The organism is Agromyces sp. NPDC029043 (assembly GCF_055564615.1).
Genome location: NZ_JBVHVX010000008.1, coordinates 15,545 through 30,337, shown reverse-complemented (window position 1 = coordinate 30,337; position 14,793 = coordinate 15,545). Strand labels below are relative to the sequence as shown.

Genomic DNA, 14,793 nt, shown 5'->3' with positions numbered 1-14,793 from the left:
AGACGCGGATCGCCGCCCGGGGCGCGAGGCCCCGAGCGGCGATCCGTCAGTGGTGGGATGGTGCGGTCAGGTCACTGATCCCAGGCGGCGTCCATCTCCTCGAGGATGCCGTCGACCGTGGTCTGGCCGGTGAGCAGGCCCTGCACGCCCGCGCCGAGCGCGTCGTACACCGCCGGGTTCGGCCAGGTCGCGTTCGGGAGACCCGTGAAGGCACCCGACTCCAGCAGGCCGCCGATCGGCTGGTAGATCGGCAGGAGCTCGTCGGTGGCCGCACCGTTGATCGGCACCGCACCGAAGAGGTCGGCGAAGGCCTTCGCCTGTTCGGGCTCGGCGGCCCAGTCGAGGAACTCCTGCACGGCGGCCTTCACGTCATCGTCGGAGGACGCGTTGATCGCCCACGCGTAGTTCGCCGAGGCCAGCGTGTACTCGCCCTGGCCGTCGGCCGGCGGGAAGGCGCGGACGTCGGTCTCGAGGCCGGCGCCGGCGTTGATCGAGTTCGCCGCCGAGCCGGGAACGGGCGCGCTGAGCGCGGTGCCGCCGCCGATGCCGTTCGTGATGTTGTCGAACGTGCCGCCCGCGGCGCCGTCCTGGAAGCAGCCCGCCTCGTTCAGCTCGACGAAGTCCTCGAGCGCGTCGCGCCATCCGCTGTCGGCGAAGGTGACGTCGCCCTCAGCGCGCTGCTCGTTCCAGTCGGGGGTCTCCTCGTAGACGCGGGTCGCGGAGAGGATCTGCGAGAACAGGCCGGTGTTGAACGGGACGGACCCGGCGATCACCAGGAAGCTCTTGCCGCCATCGCGAGCCGTGGCGCAGGCCTCGAGCAGGTCCTCGTACGTCGCCGGGAACTCGTCGATGCCGACCTCCTCGGCGGCGGCCGGGTTGTAGACCAGGCCGACCGGCTGCAGCGAGGTGGGCTGCGCGTAGACCTCGCCGTCGACCTCGTACAGCGACTCGGTGCCCTCGGGGATGATGCCCGCGGACGTGTCGTCGAGCGGCTCGAGGAAGCCGGCCTCGGCGAGCGTGATGACCGAGATGGGCTGGCCGGTGCCGGGCGAGAGGATCATCGCGTCGGCGGCGTTCCCGCCCTGCAGCTGCGTGGTGACCTGCGTGTTGTACGCGTCGGAGGGGTAAGGGATGACCTCGACCTCGACGCCGGTCTCCTCGGCGTACTGGTCGATGAGCTGCTGGTACGCCGTGTCCTGGTCGTTGGCTTGGGCGACCATGACGGAGAAGCTGTCGGCGGAGCCGCCGGCGGAGTCGCCTCCCTCGTCGGCGTCGCCGCCGCCGGCGCAGCCGGCGAGGACCAGGGCACCGGCGACCGGTGCGGCGAGGAGCGACCACCGGAGCTTGGCTGCGGGGTGCGGTGCGTGCTGTGGCATTTCGACCCTTTCGTGACGTCGTTGTCGCCAGCTCTGGGGGCTGGCACGGCGCTCGGCCGTGGAATCCAGCCTGACACACATTCGCACGATTCTGACATTAGTATCGGTTATGTGGGGCAATAGTCCCGCTGATCCGGTGACGAGGCGTGTTCACAGGACGAACTCGAACCACGCCTCGCCCGACCCCAACTCGATCTCGCTGCCGGCCCGCCCTGTCGCACCCGCGCGCACCAACCGGACGTCGCTGGAGCGGGCGGGGAGCACCACGGTCGCCCTGGTGTTCGGCGGCACGACGACGTGGAGCCGCGCCCGGCCCTCCTCGGAACGCTCCCACGACGAGGCGAGGCGACCGTGGGGCGTCTCGATGCTCGCCGAAACCGACGAGAGGCCGCAGTCGAGGTCCGGCTCGATGCGCGATCGCCGATACCCGGGCTCGACGAGCTGCAGCCCGCCCAGGCGGCGGTACATCCAGTCGTCCACGCAGCCGAACGCGTAGTGGTTGAACGAGAGCTCCGTGACCGTGCCGTCGGGTCGGATCGCCTCCCAGCCCTCCCAGATCGTCGTGGCGCCCTGCTTCACCTCGTACAGCCACGACGGTGCCGTGTCCTCGAACAGGATGGCCCGCGCCAGTTCCCGGTGCCCGGTGTCCCAGAGGACGTCGAGCAGATGCGGCACGGAGAGGAAGCCCGTGTCGAGGTGGTCGTCGGCGGCGTGGATGAGGTCGACCAAGTTCGCGGCGACGACGGGCACGAGATCGTCGGGCACGAACCCGAATGCCAGCGCGAGCACGTAGGGTCCCTGCAGGTCGCCGGGGATCCGGCCGTCCGCGTCGAGGTACTCCGCCGCGAACGCCCGCCGCACGCCGTCGGCACGCGTCGCGAACCGCTCCGCATCGGCCGTCTCGCCGAGGGCGGTCGCGATGCGTGACATCCGGTCGAGCAGGTGCCCGTGGTACAGCGACCCGACCACCTCGCCGGTCCGGCGCGGGGCGTTGATCTGGTCGCCGTCCGGGCCCCTGAGCGTGCTCGGTGCGAGCCAGTCGCCGAAGTTCGGCTCGTTGTTCCAGAGGTAGTGCTGCCGTTCGAGGCGGTCCGGATCCAGGTCGACGCCCATGAGCCGCGGCGGGAGTCCGCGCTCGGCGCTTCGGATCTGGTATTCCGCCCACGCCACCATCGCGGGGTAGTTCTCCTCGAGCACGCGCACGTCGTCGAAGTGCTCGTAGAGCACCTGCGGCACGATGGCGATCGCGTCCCCCCAGCCCGCCGACGAGGCGAGCAGCATGATGGGGTCGTCGTAGCTCGGCGGAGGTCCGTCGGCGATGAATCGAAGGGACGGCGGGTCGGGGGAGATGTTGGTGATCCGCCCGTCGTCGAGCTGGTCGGCGCGGACGTTCGCGAGCCATCGGGTGAGGAACGGGGCGACCGCCATGTTGGTCGCCGCGGTGGGCGCGAAGACCTGCATGTCGCCGGTCCAGCCGTAGCGCTCACGCTGCGGGCAGTCGGTCGGGATCGAGAGGAAGTTGCCCCGTTGGCTCCAGAGCACGTTCTGGTGGAGCCGATTCAGCCGATCGTCCGAGCAGCTGAAGTCGCCGATGACGCGGAGGTCGGACGAGGTCACGACGGCCGTGAAGTCGTCGGGCCGGACGTCGTCGGGGAATCCGGTGAGCCGGACATACCGGAAGCCGTGGAAGGTGAACGTCGGCGCCCAGGTCTCGCCTCCGTCCAGGCCGGCCAGGACGTAGACATCCGTCTGGTCCTTGTTCGGGCCCACGATGTTCATGAGGAAGTCGCCGTGCCGGTCGAGCACCTCCGAGTGCTCGAGGCGCACGACGGTGCCCCGAGGGCCGCGGACCCGGAAGCGCACCACGCCCGCGATGACCTGCCCGAAATCGACGACCGTCTCGCCGGCGGGAGTGCTGAGGACCTCCACCGCGGGCAGCTCCAGCACGGGGCGGACGGGCTCGCCGACGAACGGCACGAGCGGCTGCTCCAGCTCCACGACCCCGACCGGAGACCACTTCGAATCGTCGAACCCGGGTCGGCTCCAACCCGCCCAGTCGATCCGGGCGTCGAAGCGCTCGCCCACGGCGAGGTCGGCATACCTGAGTGGGCCGTCAGTCGAGCACACCGCGGTGCCGTCGGCGGTGATCGTGCGGGTCGAGCCGTCGGCGTCGGTCACGCGAAGCTGCCACGTGGCCCGGAGGCGATCGCCGTAGTGGCGGCTTGAACCGAGGATGCCGACCCGCCCGGCGTACCATCCGTCAGAGAGGACCATGCCGAGGACGTTTTCGCCTCGAGCGACGAGGTCGGTCACGTCGTAGACCTGCACGGCGAGTCGGCGGTCGTAGCTGTCGTTGCCGGGGGCGAAGAGCTCGTCGGAGACGGGCGAGCCGTTGATCTCGGCCCGATAGATGCCGTGCGCCGTGGCGTAGAGCCGGGCCCGTGCGATGTCACCGTCGAGGTCGAACCGCTGCCGGATGTACGGCGGCGGGAGCAGGCGATCCTCGGGCGGAGTGTCGATCCGGAGCGAGTGCAGCTCGTGGAAGCGCGAGGCTCCATCGGGTCGTACGGGAGACTGCGCGGGTTCGATCCACGGCGCCTTCCACGGTTCGTCGCCGAGCAGGGTCGTCTCGAACTCGGACCGGGCCCATTCGGTCGGATCGCTCGATTCGTCGAGCCAGGCGCGCACGCGCCACGCGTACCTCGTCGTCGACCGCAGGTCGTCGCCCCCGTGTTCCACGAGGGTGGTGCGCGACGACGGCACGCGGCCGCTGCGCCAGATCGCGCGGGAGCCGGCGGTCTCCATGACCTCGATCTCGTACGCCGCCTGCGCGACGTCGAACCCGGTCGACACGAGCTGCCACGAGAACCGGGGACGGGCGGTGCCCACGCCGAGGGGTCGCTCGACGTGCTCAACGCGCAGACCGACGATGCTTGTCACCGACACCTCCTTGAATCGATTCATGGCACCTGGTTTCACCCTATGTCCGGTCGAGCGGCCGTTCAGGTACTCCCTACTTATACGCGCCATCGGGATAACTAATGTGTGTTTTCGACACAAGCGTGGGAGAGTTTCCGTAACGCGCCCCGATCCGCTGAGGCGCCGCGACGACGATGTCAGGAAGCGAAATGACTGTGACGACGCAGGACAGCACCCGCACCATCACCGTGCCGCCCGCCGCCCGGAACACGCCACCGCCCAAGCCTCGCGGCGGACGCCGGCCGCTGATCCAGTTCGGCCACTGGTGGTGGGCGCTGCCCGCCGTCGCGTTGGTCATCGCGGTGCACTATCTCGCCACCCTCACGGGAGGGTTCTTCGCCTTCACCGACTGGACGGGCCTCGGCGACTGGAACTTCATCGGGCTGGAGAACTTCGAGCGGATCTTCCAGGACCCGCTCCTGCTCGGGGCGGTGTGGAACACCCTCTTCCTCGCGTTCGGCTCCGTGATCCTCACGAACGTGTTCGGCCTGCTCTACGCGCTCGCCATCAACCGCATGCTGAAGACCCGCTACCTCCTGCGGACGCTGCTGTTCATGCCCGTCGTGCTCAGCCCCCTGGCGGTGGCGTACGTGTGGAAGTTCATCTTCCAGTTCGACGGCCCGCTGAACGGCTTCCTCGGGCTCATCGGCCTCGAGGAGTTCCAGAAGGTCTGGCTCGCCGACCCGACCTGGTCGATCTGGGCCATCCTCATCACCGTCGTCTGGCAGCAGACCGGCTTCGTCATGGTGATCTACCTCGCCGGCCTCGCAAGCGTGCCCATCGAGGTGGAGGAGGCCGCCGCCCTGGATGGCGCGGGGATCTGGGGCCGCTTCTGGCACGTCGTCGTCCCCGCCATCCGCCCCTCCATCGCGATCGCGACCACCCTCGGCATCATCCAGGGACTGCGGATCTTCGACCAGATCCTGGCGCTCACCGGCGGCGGTCCCGCCGGAGCGACCGAGACGCTGGCGACCGAGGTCTACAAGCAGGCGTTCTCGCTGGGGCAGTTCGGCTTCGGCTCGGCGCTCGCGCTGGTCCTGACCGTCATCATCCTCGTGTTCGCGATCCTCCAGCAGTACGTCACCCGCGACCGCGACGCCCGAAAGGCCTGACATGTTCCGCTACACCAAGCTCACCGCGTTCCGCGAGGTGCTCGTCTGGATCGTGACCCTGATCGGACTGCTCCCGCTCTACCTCCTCGTCGTCACGTCGCTGAAGAGCGACCAGGAGGTGCTGACCACCAGTGCGGTCGCCCCGCCCACATCGGTCGACTTCAGCGCCTTCGTCGAGGTGCTCACCTCGACCGGCCGCAACAGCATCCCGATGAGCATCGTGAACAGCGTCATCATCACGGTCGGCGCGATCGCCGGACTCGTGCTGCTCGGCTCGTTGACGGCCTACGTGATCGCCCGCCGAACCCGCGCGTGGACGAACTTCACGTACTACCTGGTGCTCATCGCGATCATCCTGCCCGCACAGCTCGGCACGGTGCCGCTCTACATCGGCGCCCGCACGGTGGGGCTGACCGGCAACGCGCTGGGCATGATCCTGTTGTGGATCGGCATCCTGCTGCCGCTGTCGATCTTCCTCTACGCGAGCTTCTTCCGCGGGCTCACGACCGAGTACGAGGAGGCGGCGGTCATCGACGGCGCCACGCCGACGCAGGCGTTCTTCCGGGTGGTGCTGCCGCTCATGTCGCCCGCCACCGGCACGGTCGCGATCCTCGCGGGCCTGATCGTCTGGAACGACTTCTTCAACTCGCTGATCTTCCTCGGCGGCTCGGAGACGCAGACGCTGCCCGTGGCGATGTACACCTACGTCGGCGGCCTGGTCTCTGCGTGGAACAAGATCTTCGCCGTGGTGATCATCTCGATGATCCCTATCCTCGCCTTCTACATGTTCGCCCAGAAGCGCTTCATCCAGGGCTTCGCGGGCGGCCTGAAGGGCTGATCCGCCGCACGCGGACCGCCCACCGATTCGAGGACGGCCGGATCGTCGAGCACCGGGACGTGCTGCCGCAGGTTCCCGTGCATGCCGTTCACGACCCATCAGGTTCCGATCCCAGGAGACGCACGTGTACCAACTCGCACCCAACATCGAACTCCTCTTCACCGAGGCCGGTGACTACCACGACCGCGTGCGCGCGGCCGCCGCGGCCGGCTTCACCGCCGTCGAGATGTGGGGACCGACCGGGGTGGACGCCCCCGCGACGCCGAAGGACCTGCCCGCACTCAAGGCGGCGCTCGTCGAGACCGGCACGCAGCTCACCGCCCAGCTCGCCGAGCCGCGCACGCAGTTCATGATCCCGCCGTGGGACCACACGGAGTTCTTCCGCAAGCTCGACGAGGGCGTCGCCATCGCGCAGGATCTCGGCTGCCCGCGCATCGTCGTCGGCAGCGGCACCGGATTCGGCGGATGGAAGCGCCAGGTGCAGCTCGACAAGCTGATCGAGATCTACCAGAAGGCGGTCGCGCAGACCGACGGATCGGGGATCACCCTCGTCCTCGAGCCGGTGAACGTGCGCGTGGACCATCCCGGTTCCCTGCTCGACCGCACCGCTGAGGCGGTGTACGTCGCCCGCGGGGTCGACTCGCCGTTCTTCGGCGTGCTCTACGACATCTACCACTCGGCGGTCGAGGGCGAGGACATGGCGGTCGAGCTCGCCAACGCCGGCGACATCGTGAAGTACGTCCAGCTCGCCGACACGCCGGGCCGCGGCGAGCCGGGTTCAGGATCGCTCGACTGGGCCCGCACCCTCGAGATCCTGCGCGCGTCGGGCTACGACGGCCCGATCGGGCTCGAGTACTACCCGACGCAGGAGTCCGTGGCATCCGTCGCCCTCATCCGCGAACTGGCGGCGACGGCATGAGCACGGCAGTCGAGTCGCGGTATCCGGACGCCGTCGACGTCGCGATCGTCGGCAGCGGCCCGACGGGCGCCGCCTACGCGCGCATCCTCAGCGAGGAGGCGCCCGGCGTCACGATCGCCATGTTCGAGGTCGGGCCGACGGTGTCCGACCCGCCCGGCGCGCACGTCAAGAACATCGAGGACCCGGACGCTCGAGCCGCTGCGCAGCGCGCCTCCGAGGGACCGGGTGCCGGCGCCGACACCGTGAGCTCGCCCGGCGCGGTCAAGAGCGGCGAGCGCCGCGCCCGCCCGGGCACCTTCCTGCTCGAGGACGGCTACGCGTTCCCCGGCGAGGACGGCCTGCCGGTCGTCGCGATGTCGAGCAACGTCGGCGGGATGTCCGCCCACTGGACAGGCGCCTGCCCGCGGCCGGGCGGCGCCGAGCGCATCGCGTTCCTGCCCGACCTCGACGAACTGCTCGACGAGGCCGACCGCCTGCTCGGCGTCACGACCGACGCGTTCGACGGCGCGCCTTTCACCGGCCTCGTGCGTGAGCGGCTCGCGGCGGCCGTCGACGAGGGCCGCGAACCGGCGGCGCGCGTGCAGCGGATGCCGCTGGCCGTGCACCGCCGACCCGACGGCCGCCTCGTGTGGTCGGGTTCCGACGTCGTGCTCGGCGACGTGACACGCGCCAACCCGGACTTCCGCCTGTACGACGAGTCGCTCGTCCTGCGCGTGCTCGTCGACGGCGGCCGCGCGGCCGGCGTCCGCGTACGGGACCTGCGCACCGGGCAGGAGCACGAGGTGCGCGCCCGCGCGGTCGTCGTGGCCGCCGACGCGCTGCGCACGCCGCAGCTCCTCTGGGCCAGCGGCATCCGCCCCGACGCGCTCGGCCGCTACCTCAACGACCAGACCCAGGTGGTGTTCGCCGCCCGGATCCGCGACGTCGACCCGAGCGACCGCGCCGAGGAGTCGGCGCCGCCCGAGGGCGGTCTCAGCGAGCAGAGCGGCGTGAGCTGGGTGCCGTACACCGACACGCAGCCGTTCCACGGCCAGATCATGCAGCTCGACGCGTCGCCGATCCCGCTCGCGGAGGACGACCCGATCGTGCCCGGCTCGATCGTCGGCCTCGGCCTCTTCTGCGCGAAGGATCTGCAGCGCGAGGACCGCGTCGAGTTCAGCGACGACGAGGTCGACTCGTACGGCATGCCCGCCATGCGCATCCACTACCGCCTGACCGAGCGCGACCACGAGGTGCTCGAGCAGGCCCGCGAGGAGATCGTGCGCCTCGGGGCGGCGGTCGGGGAGCCGCTCGACCCGCGTCCGTTCACGATGCCGCTCGGCGCGTCGCTGCACTACCAGGGCACGACGCGCATGGGCGAACGCAACGACGGCGACAGCGTCTGCAGCCCCGACAGCGAGGTGTGGGAGGTACCCGGCGTCTTCGTCGCGGGCAACAACGTGATCCCGACCCCGACGGCCTGCAACCCGACGCTCACGAGCGTCGCGCTCGCCGTCCGCGGTGCTCGCGTCATCGCCCGTGAATTCGCCGCGGGACTTGCTTCCGTCGAAAACAGACATTAGATTGTAGGAATCATGACGAAGAAGTCGAGGAGGTCCGCATGATCGCCGACCGCATCATCGAGCAGGGCACGCTCACCGTCGACGGCACACGCGCGTCGGTCGAGGTCCGGATGCCCTGGTACCGCGCCCTGCCGGGCTCGTGCATCGCAGGCGCGACGCTCAGCGTCGACGGGGTCGAGGCGCCCGCCGACTCGCTCCGCTGGGTGATGAACGGCCGCGAGTTCACCTTCGCCGAGCTCGTCGGCGCGAGCGACGAGTGGTGGTTCCCCACCGACTCCGCCGTGCTCTCGGGCGACCTTGCGGTGGCGACGGATGCCGCGGAGCACGAGGTGAGCGTCGAGCTCACGCTCTACATCCCCTACATCATCATCGGCGACGGCGAGACGCTCCACATCGAGGAGCGCGACACCAAGACGATGCCGGCACGGAAGGCGGTGGCGGCATGACCGCACTCGGCACGCCCATCCAGGGCGTCACGCTCTACAGCTTCACCCGCGCCTTCCATGGTCGTGAGTACGACCTCGAGGGCCTCATCCGCAAGGTCGCCGCTGAGGGGTACGGCCCCGGCCTCGAGATCATCGGGTTCTCGAGCTTCCGCGGCTTCCCAGAGATCGACGACCGGTTCGCCGGTGAGTTCAGGGAGCTCGTCGACGAGGTCGGCCTCGTCACCACGTCGCTCGCGGTCAACGCCGACATCGGCATCCACCGCGACCGGCTGCTCACGCAGAACGAGCTCATCGAGTACATGCGGCGCCAGATCGAGGCGGCCGCCAAGCTCGGCTTCCCGATCGCGCGCGTGCAGATCTCGCTCACGCCCGACTCGATGGAGCAGCTCGCCCCCATCGCCGAGCAGTACGGCGTGACGCTCGCGCTCGAGGTGCACGCCGACCAGTACGCCTCGCACCCGCGCATCCTCGCGCTGCGCGACCGCTATGAGCAGGTCGGTTCGCCCTTCCTCGGCTTCACCATGGACTGGGGCGCCACCGTCACGGGCTTCGCCCCGTCGCTGCTCGAGGCGTACCGTCGCCGCGGCGCGTCCGACGAGCTGCTGGCCAAGGTCGTCGACCTCTGGAACACCTTCTACGAGCAGGGTCCGCCGGCCGACCAGGCCGAGCACGGCCAGCGGTTCGGTGCCTTCATCGGCCTCGCCGCCCAGAACGGCCGCCCCGACCTCGGCATCGACTTCGCCATCAACGGCACCGGGCTCTTCGGCCCGGCGCGCGTCGACGACTGGCTCGAGATCATGCCATGGATCCGTCACGTGCACGGCAAGTTCTTCGGCATCGACGAGCGCGGCGAGGAGCCGTCCGTCCCCGTTCGCGATCTCATCCGCCTGCTCGTCGAGAACGGCTACTCGGGCGCCGTCTCGAGCGAGTACGAGGGATGGCACTGGAACAACTGGCAGAGTCCCTTCGAGATCATCGCGGCCGAGCAGGCCGTGCAGCGCTCGGCCGCCGAGGCATCCGGTTCCCGCATGATCACGGATGCCGCGGAGGCGCGTCGCATCCTCGACACCCACCTCGGAAAGGCGGTCCAGGCATGACCGACACCTCCACCGGCATCGCCGGCACCGGCATCAAGCTCGGGACGACCCTCTACTCGATGACCAGCGAGTTCGCGGCCGGGCTCTACACGCCCGAGACGCTGATCGCCGCCGTCGCCGAGAACGGCATCGGCCCCGGCGTCGAGTTCAACATCGCCCAGCTGCTGCGCACATATCCCGATGTCGACGCCGACTTCGTCAAGCTCTGGTTCGACTCACTCGAGAAGTACGGCCTCGAGGCGAGCGCCGTCGGCACCAACCTCGACATGGGGCGCCGCAAGGACCGCGACATGACGCCCGACGAGGAGCACGACTTCCTCGCGCGCCAGCTCAAGACCGCGCACACCCTCGGCTTCAAGAAGGTCGTCATCCGCTCGCACGGCAAGGAACTGCTCCGCAGCCTCCTGCCGCTCGCCGAGCAGTACGACCAGTACCTCGGGTACGAGATCCACGCCCCCTCGGGGCCGAACAACCCTGCCGTGCTGCAGATGCGCGAGATGTACGACGAGCTGCAGAGCGAACGGCTGGGCTTCACCGCGGACTTCTCATCCACCATGCACAGCCTCTCGCCGACGCTGCTCGCACAACTGAGCAAGATGGGCATGGACGAGAAGCACTTCGCGGTCATGGACGAGGTCTGGCACGAGCCCACGCCCATGCACGTGCGCAACCAGAAGTTCGAGGACTACCTCTCGAACGAGGGCGTCGACCCGCTCACGTTCGGCCCCTTCACGCGTCTCGCCTTCAACATGCACGGCCTGGTGCCGCCGGAGGAGTGGCTCGACATCATGCCGCAGATCTTCCACGTGCACGCGAAGTTCTACGACATCGACGAGTCCGGCCAGGAGCCGGCGATGGACATCCCGCGCATCGTGAAGCAGTTCGTGGTGGGCGGATACCGGGGATACCTCTCCAGCGAGTGGGAGGGGCATGCCTTCCAGGACCTCGGCGAGGCCGACCCGATCGATCTCGTGAAGAAGCAGCACGCGCTCATGCGCAAGGCCATCGAAGACACGGTAGCCGAACGATCCAAGGAGACCGCTGATGTCTGACACCACCATGGCCCCCGCATCCCTCTCGGAGCTGCAGGCCGAGCTCGCCGCCCTCCGCGAGGAGGTCTCCGCAGCCCGCGCGCTCGCGCAGCGCGCCGAGGACCGCGGCCAGGTCGAGAACCTGTTCAACCGCTACATGTACCTGCACAACGCCTTCGAGGACGAGCAGATCATCCCGCTGTGGGTGAAGGAGGGCACGGAGGGCATCCGCGCGCGCTACACCAACGCCGGCCAGTACACGACATGGGAGAGTGTGACCCGCTACCACCGCGACCGTCCCCACCCCGAGGGCAAGCTCATCCTCCACGCCACGACGACCCCGGTGATCGAGGTCGCCGCCGACGGCGAGACCGCCAAGGGCGTCTGGCTCATGGCCGGCACGGAGTCGGGCCTGACCGAGCCCAAGGTCGCCGAGGCGTTTCCCGACATGTACTCGCCCGGAGAAGTGCTCGGCAAGAAGGTCTGGGCGCATTGGGTGTGGTGCAAGTACGCGATCGACTTCCTCAAGCAGGACGGCGAGTGGAAGTTCTGGAAGTTCCGCTGCTACGAGCTGGCCCGTGCGCCGTTCGAGGAGAACTGGGTCAGCTTCGGCCTGAAGAACCAGGGCGCGTTCGATCTCGACCTCATGTACTTCGGCGACGACGGCAAGCCCGTCTTCATGCCGCCGGCCGACGAGCCGGTGCCCTCGACCAACCACCCGTACAGCCCGCAGACGGTGCAGAAGCTCGAGCCCGCCCCGCCGGTGCCGCACGAGTTCTTCACCGACACCTACGCCTGAGGATCAGCCATGGCCACGCACGATTCCCTCTTCTCCGAGAACGACGTTCGCCGGACCGACCGCGGCGTCGCCGTCTCGGTGCAACTGCCCTGGTACCGCAGCCTCTGGCTTTCGGCCGTCGACGACGTCGCGGTGACCGTCAACGGCGAGGCGATCTCCAAGGACCGCCTGCGCTTCGCGCTGCAGGGTCGCGAGTACCGCATCGAGGAGCTGCCCGAACAGTGGGAGACGCTCTGGTTCGTCGCCGACCGACCGGATGTGCTCATCGACCTCGGCCGCACCCCGGCGGAGGGTGAGCAGCTCACCGTCGAGGTGGTACTCACGATGCGACTGCTCTACATGCAGATCATGCCGGGCGTCGACGGCGGCCCCGGCCGCTACGTCACGAACCGCGTTCCCGTCGAGCGCGAGGTGGTGCTGGCATGACTCCCCGCCCGCCCCTGCGCGTCGCCATGATCGGCTACGGCTTCATGGGCGCCGCGCACTCGCAGGCGTGGCGCACCGCGCCGCGGGTCTTCGACCTGCCGGCCGACGTCGAGATGTCGGTCGTGGTCGGGCGCAACGCCGAGGCGGTCGCGGATGCCGCGACGAAGTGGGGCTGGGCCGAGTCGGCGACCGACTGGCGCGAGGTGATCGCGCGCGACGACATCGACCTCGTCGACATCGTCACCCCCGGCGGGTCGCACGCCGAGATCGCGATCGCCGCGCTCGAGGCCGGCAAGCACGTCCTGTGCGAGAAACCGCTCGCGAATGCGGTCGATGAGGCCGAGGCGATGACGGATGCCGCGGAGCGGGCGTCCGCACGCGGCATCCGCTCGATGGTCGGCTTCACCTACCGACGCGTGCCCGCCGTCACGCTCATGCGCGACCTGATCGCCGACGGCCGGATCGGCCGGGTGCAGCAGGTGCGCGCGAGCTATCGGCAGGACTGGCTGGTCGACCCCGAGATGCCCCTCGGATGGCGCCTCCAGAAGGAGCACGCCGGGTCGGGTGCGCTCGGCGACATCGGCGCGCACGCGATCGACCTCGCACAGTTCGTCACCGGGCAGCACCTCACGTCGGTGTCGGGCGTGCTCGAGACGATCGTGCACGAGCGTCCGGTGCAGGGGTCCGGATCGGGCCTGTCGGGCACGGCCGGCGAAGGCCGCGGCCCGGTCACCGTCGACGACCTGGCGATCTTCACCGGACGGTTCGCGTCGGGCGTGCTCGCCTCGTTCGAGGCCACGCGGTTCGCGACCGGCCGCAAGAACGCGCTGGCGATCGAGGTCTCGGGCGACCGGGGCGCGCTCGCGTTCGACCTGGAGGATCTCAACGTCCTCCACTGGTACGACCGGACGGCGCCGAACGAGGTGCAGGGCTTCACGCGGATCATCGCCACCGAGCCCGAGCACCCGTACGTCTCCGGGTGGTGGCCGGCCGGGCACATGCTCGGCTACGAGCACGGCTTCAGCCATCAGGTGAAGGACCTCGTCGAGGCGATCGCCGAGGGCACCGACCCGCACCCCACGTTCGCCGAGGGGCTGCACGTTCAACGTGTCCTCGCCGCCGTGGAGGAGAGCGCCGCACACGATTCGCGGTGGGTCGGCGTCGCCGAACCCGCCGGAGACTAGAGGAGGAACCACGTGCCACGTCCGATCACGCTGTTCACCGGCCAGTGGGCCGACCTGCCGTTCGAGGAGGTGGCGCGGCTCGCCGGCGACTGGGGCTACGACGGCCTCGAGATCGCCTGCTGGGGCGACCACCTCGACGTGTCCCGCTGGGACGACGACGCCTACGTGCAGGGCCGACGCGACATCCTCGAGCGGAACGGCCTGAAGGTCTGGACCATCTCGAACCACCTCGCCGGCCAGGCGGTCTGCGACGATCCCATCGACGAGCGGCACCGCGACATCCTGAACCGCCGCGTGTGGGGTGACGGGGATCCGGAGGGCGTGCGGCAGCGCGCGGCCGAGGAGCTGCAGATGACGGCCCGGATGGCGGCCGCCCTCGGCGTGAAGACCGTCACCGGCTTCACGGGCTCGTCGATCTGGAAGGCCGTGGCGATGTTCCCGCCGGCCTCGGAGGAGTTCATCGACGCGGGCTATCGCGACTTCGCCGATCGGTTCCACCCGATCCTCGACGTGTTCGAGGAGGTCGGCGTGCGGTTCGCGCACGAGGTGCATCCGTCGGAGATCGCCTATGACTACTGGACGACGAAGCGCGCGCTCGAGGCGATCGGGCACCGCGAGTCGTTCGGGCTCAACTGGGACCCCTCCCACATGGTGTGGCAGGACCTCGACCCGGTGGCATTCCTGTGGGACTTCCAGGACCGGATCTACCACGTGCACTGCAAGGACACCAAGAAGCGCCTCTCGAACGGGCGCAACGGCCGGCTCTCCTCCCACCTCGCGTGGGCCGACCCGCGCCGCGGCTGGGACTTCATCTCCACCGGTCACGGCGACGTGCCCTGGGAGAACGCGTTCCGCATGCTCAACGCGATCGGCTACGACGGGCCCCTCTCGATCGAGTGGGAGGACGCCGGCATGGACCGGATGGCCGGCGCACCCGAGGCGCTCGAGTTCATTCGACGGCTGTCGTCGTACGAGCCGTCGGCCGCGGCGTTCGACGCGGCATTCTCGAGTAAGGCCTGAGGAC

The 14,793-nt window shown here is 69.4% G+C and carries 13 protein-coding genes; 11 read left to right on the top strand and 2 right to left on the bottom strand.

The genetic code is table 11. The features are described from left to right. Positions 1–71: 71 nt before the first annotated feature. Together ACZ4TW_RS11715 and ACZ4TW_RS11710 are read right to left on the bottom strand one after the other, a co-directional pair. On the bottom strand, positions 72–1,376 hold the full coding sequence (locus ACZ4TW_RS11715) for an ABC transporter substrate-binding protein (RefSeq protein WP_465542895.1): 1,305 nt from the start codon (positions 1,374–1,376) through the stop codon (positions 72–74). Between the two features lie 150 nt (positions 1,377–1,526). Beyond that, positions 1,527–4,316: an alpha-L-rhamnosidase gene (locus ACZ4TW_RS11710; protein WP_465542894.1), complete on the bottom strand. Its 2,790-nt coding sequence runs from the start codon at positions 4,314–4,316 to the stop codon at positions 1,527–1,529. A gap of 188 nt (positions 4,317–4,504) precedes the next feature. Between ACZ4TW_RS11710 and ACZ4TW_RS11705 the strand changes: the two genes are divergently transcribed. The 11 genes from ACZ4TW_RS11705 (at position 4,505) to ACZ4TW_RS11655 (ending at position 14,789) form a co-directional block, all read left to right on the top strand. After that, entirely contained in the window at positions 4,505–5,467 is a 963-nt protein-coding gene (locus ACZ4TW_RS11705; protein ID WP_465542893.1) for a carbohydrate ABC transporter permease, read from the top strand. A 1-nt stretch (position 5,468) separates the two neighbouring features. Further along, a complete protein-coding gene (locus ACZ4TW_RS11700; RefSeq protein ID WP_465542892.1) occupies positions 5,469–6,305 on the top strand; it encodes a carbohydrate ABC transporter permease in 837 nt (278 codons plus the stop codon). A 124-nt stretch (positions 6,306–6,429) separates the two neighbouring features. Further along, positions 6,430–7,224 carry a TIM barrel protein gene (locus ACZ4TW_RS11695; protein ID WP_465542891.1) on the top strand — a complete coding sequence of 265 codons (795 nt, stop codon included), beginning with the start codon at positions 6,430–6,432 and terminating at the stop codon, positions 7,222–7,224. Then, positions 7,221–8,786 carry a GMC oxidoreductase gene (locus ACZ4TW_RS11690; RefSeq protein WP_465542890.1) on the top strand — a complete coding sequence of 522 codons (1,566 nt, stop codon included), beginning with the start codon at positions 7,221–7,223 and terminating at the stop codon, positions 8,784–8,786. Before ACZ4TW_RS11695 ends, ACZ4TW_RS11690 begins: the two co-directional genes overlap by 4 nt. Before the next feature lie 38 nt (positions 8,787–8,824). Further along, entirely contained in the window at positions 8,825–9,232 is a 408-nt protein-coding gene (locus tag ACZ4TW_RS11685; RefSeq protein WP_465542889.1) for a C-glycoside deglycosidase beta subunit domain-containing protein, read from the top strand. Continuing rightward, on the top strand, positions 9,229–10,329 hold the full coding sequence (locus ACZ4TW_RS11680; RefSeq protein WP_465542888.1) for a sugar phosphate isomerase/epimerase family protein: 1,101 nt from the start codon (positions 9,229–9,231) through the stop codon (positions 10,327–10,329). The genes ACZ4TW_RS11685 and ACZ4TW_RS11680 overlap by 4 nt, the downstream gene beginning before the upstream one ends. Continuing rightward, positions 10,326–11,381: a sugar phosphate isomerase/epimerase family protein gene (locus tag ACZ4TW_RS11675; RefSeq protein ID WP_465542887.1), complete on the top strand. Its 1,056-nt coding sequence runs from the start codon at positions 10,326–10,328 to the stop codon at positions 11,379–11,381. Before ACZ4TW_RS11680 ends, ACZ4TW_RS11675 begins: the two co-directional genes overlap by 4 nt. Continuing rightward, complete coding sequence (locus tag ACZ4TW_RS11670) at positions 11,374–12,159, top strand: nuclear transport factor 2 family protein (RefSeq protein WP_465542886.1); 786 nt, start codon at positions 11,374–11,376, stop codon at positions 12,157–12,159. Before ACZ4TW_RS11675 ends, ACZ4TW_RS11670 begins: the two co-directional genes overlap by 8 nt. A 9-nt stretch (positions 12,160–12,168) precedes the next feature. Then, positions 12,169–12,585 carry a C-glycoside deglycosidase beta subunit domain-containing protein gene (locus ACZ4TW_RS11665; RefSeq protein ID WP_465542885.1) on the top strand — a complete coding sequence of 139 codons (417 nt, stop codon included), beginning with the start codon at positions 12,169–12,171 and terminating at the stop codon, positions 12,583–12,585. 26 nt (positions 12,586–12,611) lie between these two features. Continuing rightward, positions 12,612–13,769 carry a Gfo/Idh/MocA family protein gene (locus tag ACZ4TW_RS11660; RefSeq protein ID WP_465543056.1) on the top strand — a complete coding sequence of 386 codons (1,158 nt, stop codon included), beginning with the start codon at positions 12,612–12,614 and terminating at the stop codon, positions 13,767–13,769. Between the two features lie 12 nt (positions 13,770–13,781). Continuing rightward, positions 13,782–14,789 (top strand): sugar phosphate isomerase/epimerase family protein, encoded by a 1,008-nt coding sequence (locus ACZ4TW_RS11655; protein ID WP_465542884.1) that lies wholly within the window; start codon positions 13,782–13,784, stop codon positions 14,787–14,789. Positions 14,790–14,793 lie beyond the last annotated feature (4 nt).

Excerpts from the sequence above, each read along its gene's own strand:
- ACZ4TW_RS11685 (WP_465542889.1), top strand. The coding sequence starts at position 8,825 with ATGATCGCCGACCGCATCATCGAGCAGGGCACGCTCACCGTCGACGGC.
- ACZ4TW_RS11670 (WP_465542886.1), top strand. The coding sequence starts at position 11,374 with ATGTCTGACACCACCATGGCCCCCGCATCCCTCTCGGAGCTGCAGGCC.
- ACZ4TW_RS11705 (WP_465542893.1), top strand. The coding sequence starts at position 4,505 with ATGACTGTGACGACGCAGGACAGCACCCGCACCATCACCGTGCCGCCC.
- ACZ4TW_RS11660 (WP_465543056.1), top strand. The coding sequence starts at position 12,612 with ATGATCGGCTACGGCTTCATGGGCGCCGCGCACTCGCAGGCGTGGCGC.
- ACZ4TW_RS11715 (WP_465542895.1), bottom strand. The coding sequence starts at position 1,376 with ATGCCACAGCACGCACCGCACCCCGCAGCCAAGCTCCGGTGGTCGCTC.
- ACZ4TW_RS11680 (WP_465542888.1), top strand. The coding sequence starts at position 9,229 with ATGACCGCACTCGGCACGCCCATCCAGGGCGTCACGCTCTACAGCTTC.
- ACZ4TW_RS11665 (WP_465542885.1), top strand. The coding sequence starts at position 12,169 with ATGGCCACGCACGATTCCCTCTTCTCCGAGAACGACGTTCGCCGGACC.
- ACZ4TW_RS11700 (WP_465542892.1), top strand. The coding sequence starts at position 5,469 with ATGTTCCGCTACACCAAGCTCACCGCGTTCCGCGAGGTGCTCGTCTGG.
- ACZ4TW_RS11690 (WP_465542890.1), top strand. The coding sequence starts at position 7,221 with ATGAGCACGGCAGTCGAGTCGCGGTATCCGGACGCCGTCGACGTCGCG.
- ACZ4TW_RS11675 (WP_465542887.1), top strand. The coding sequence starts at position 10,326 with ATGACCGACACCTCCACCGGCATCGCCGGCACCGGCATCAAGCTCGGG.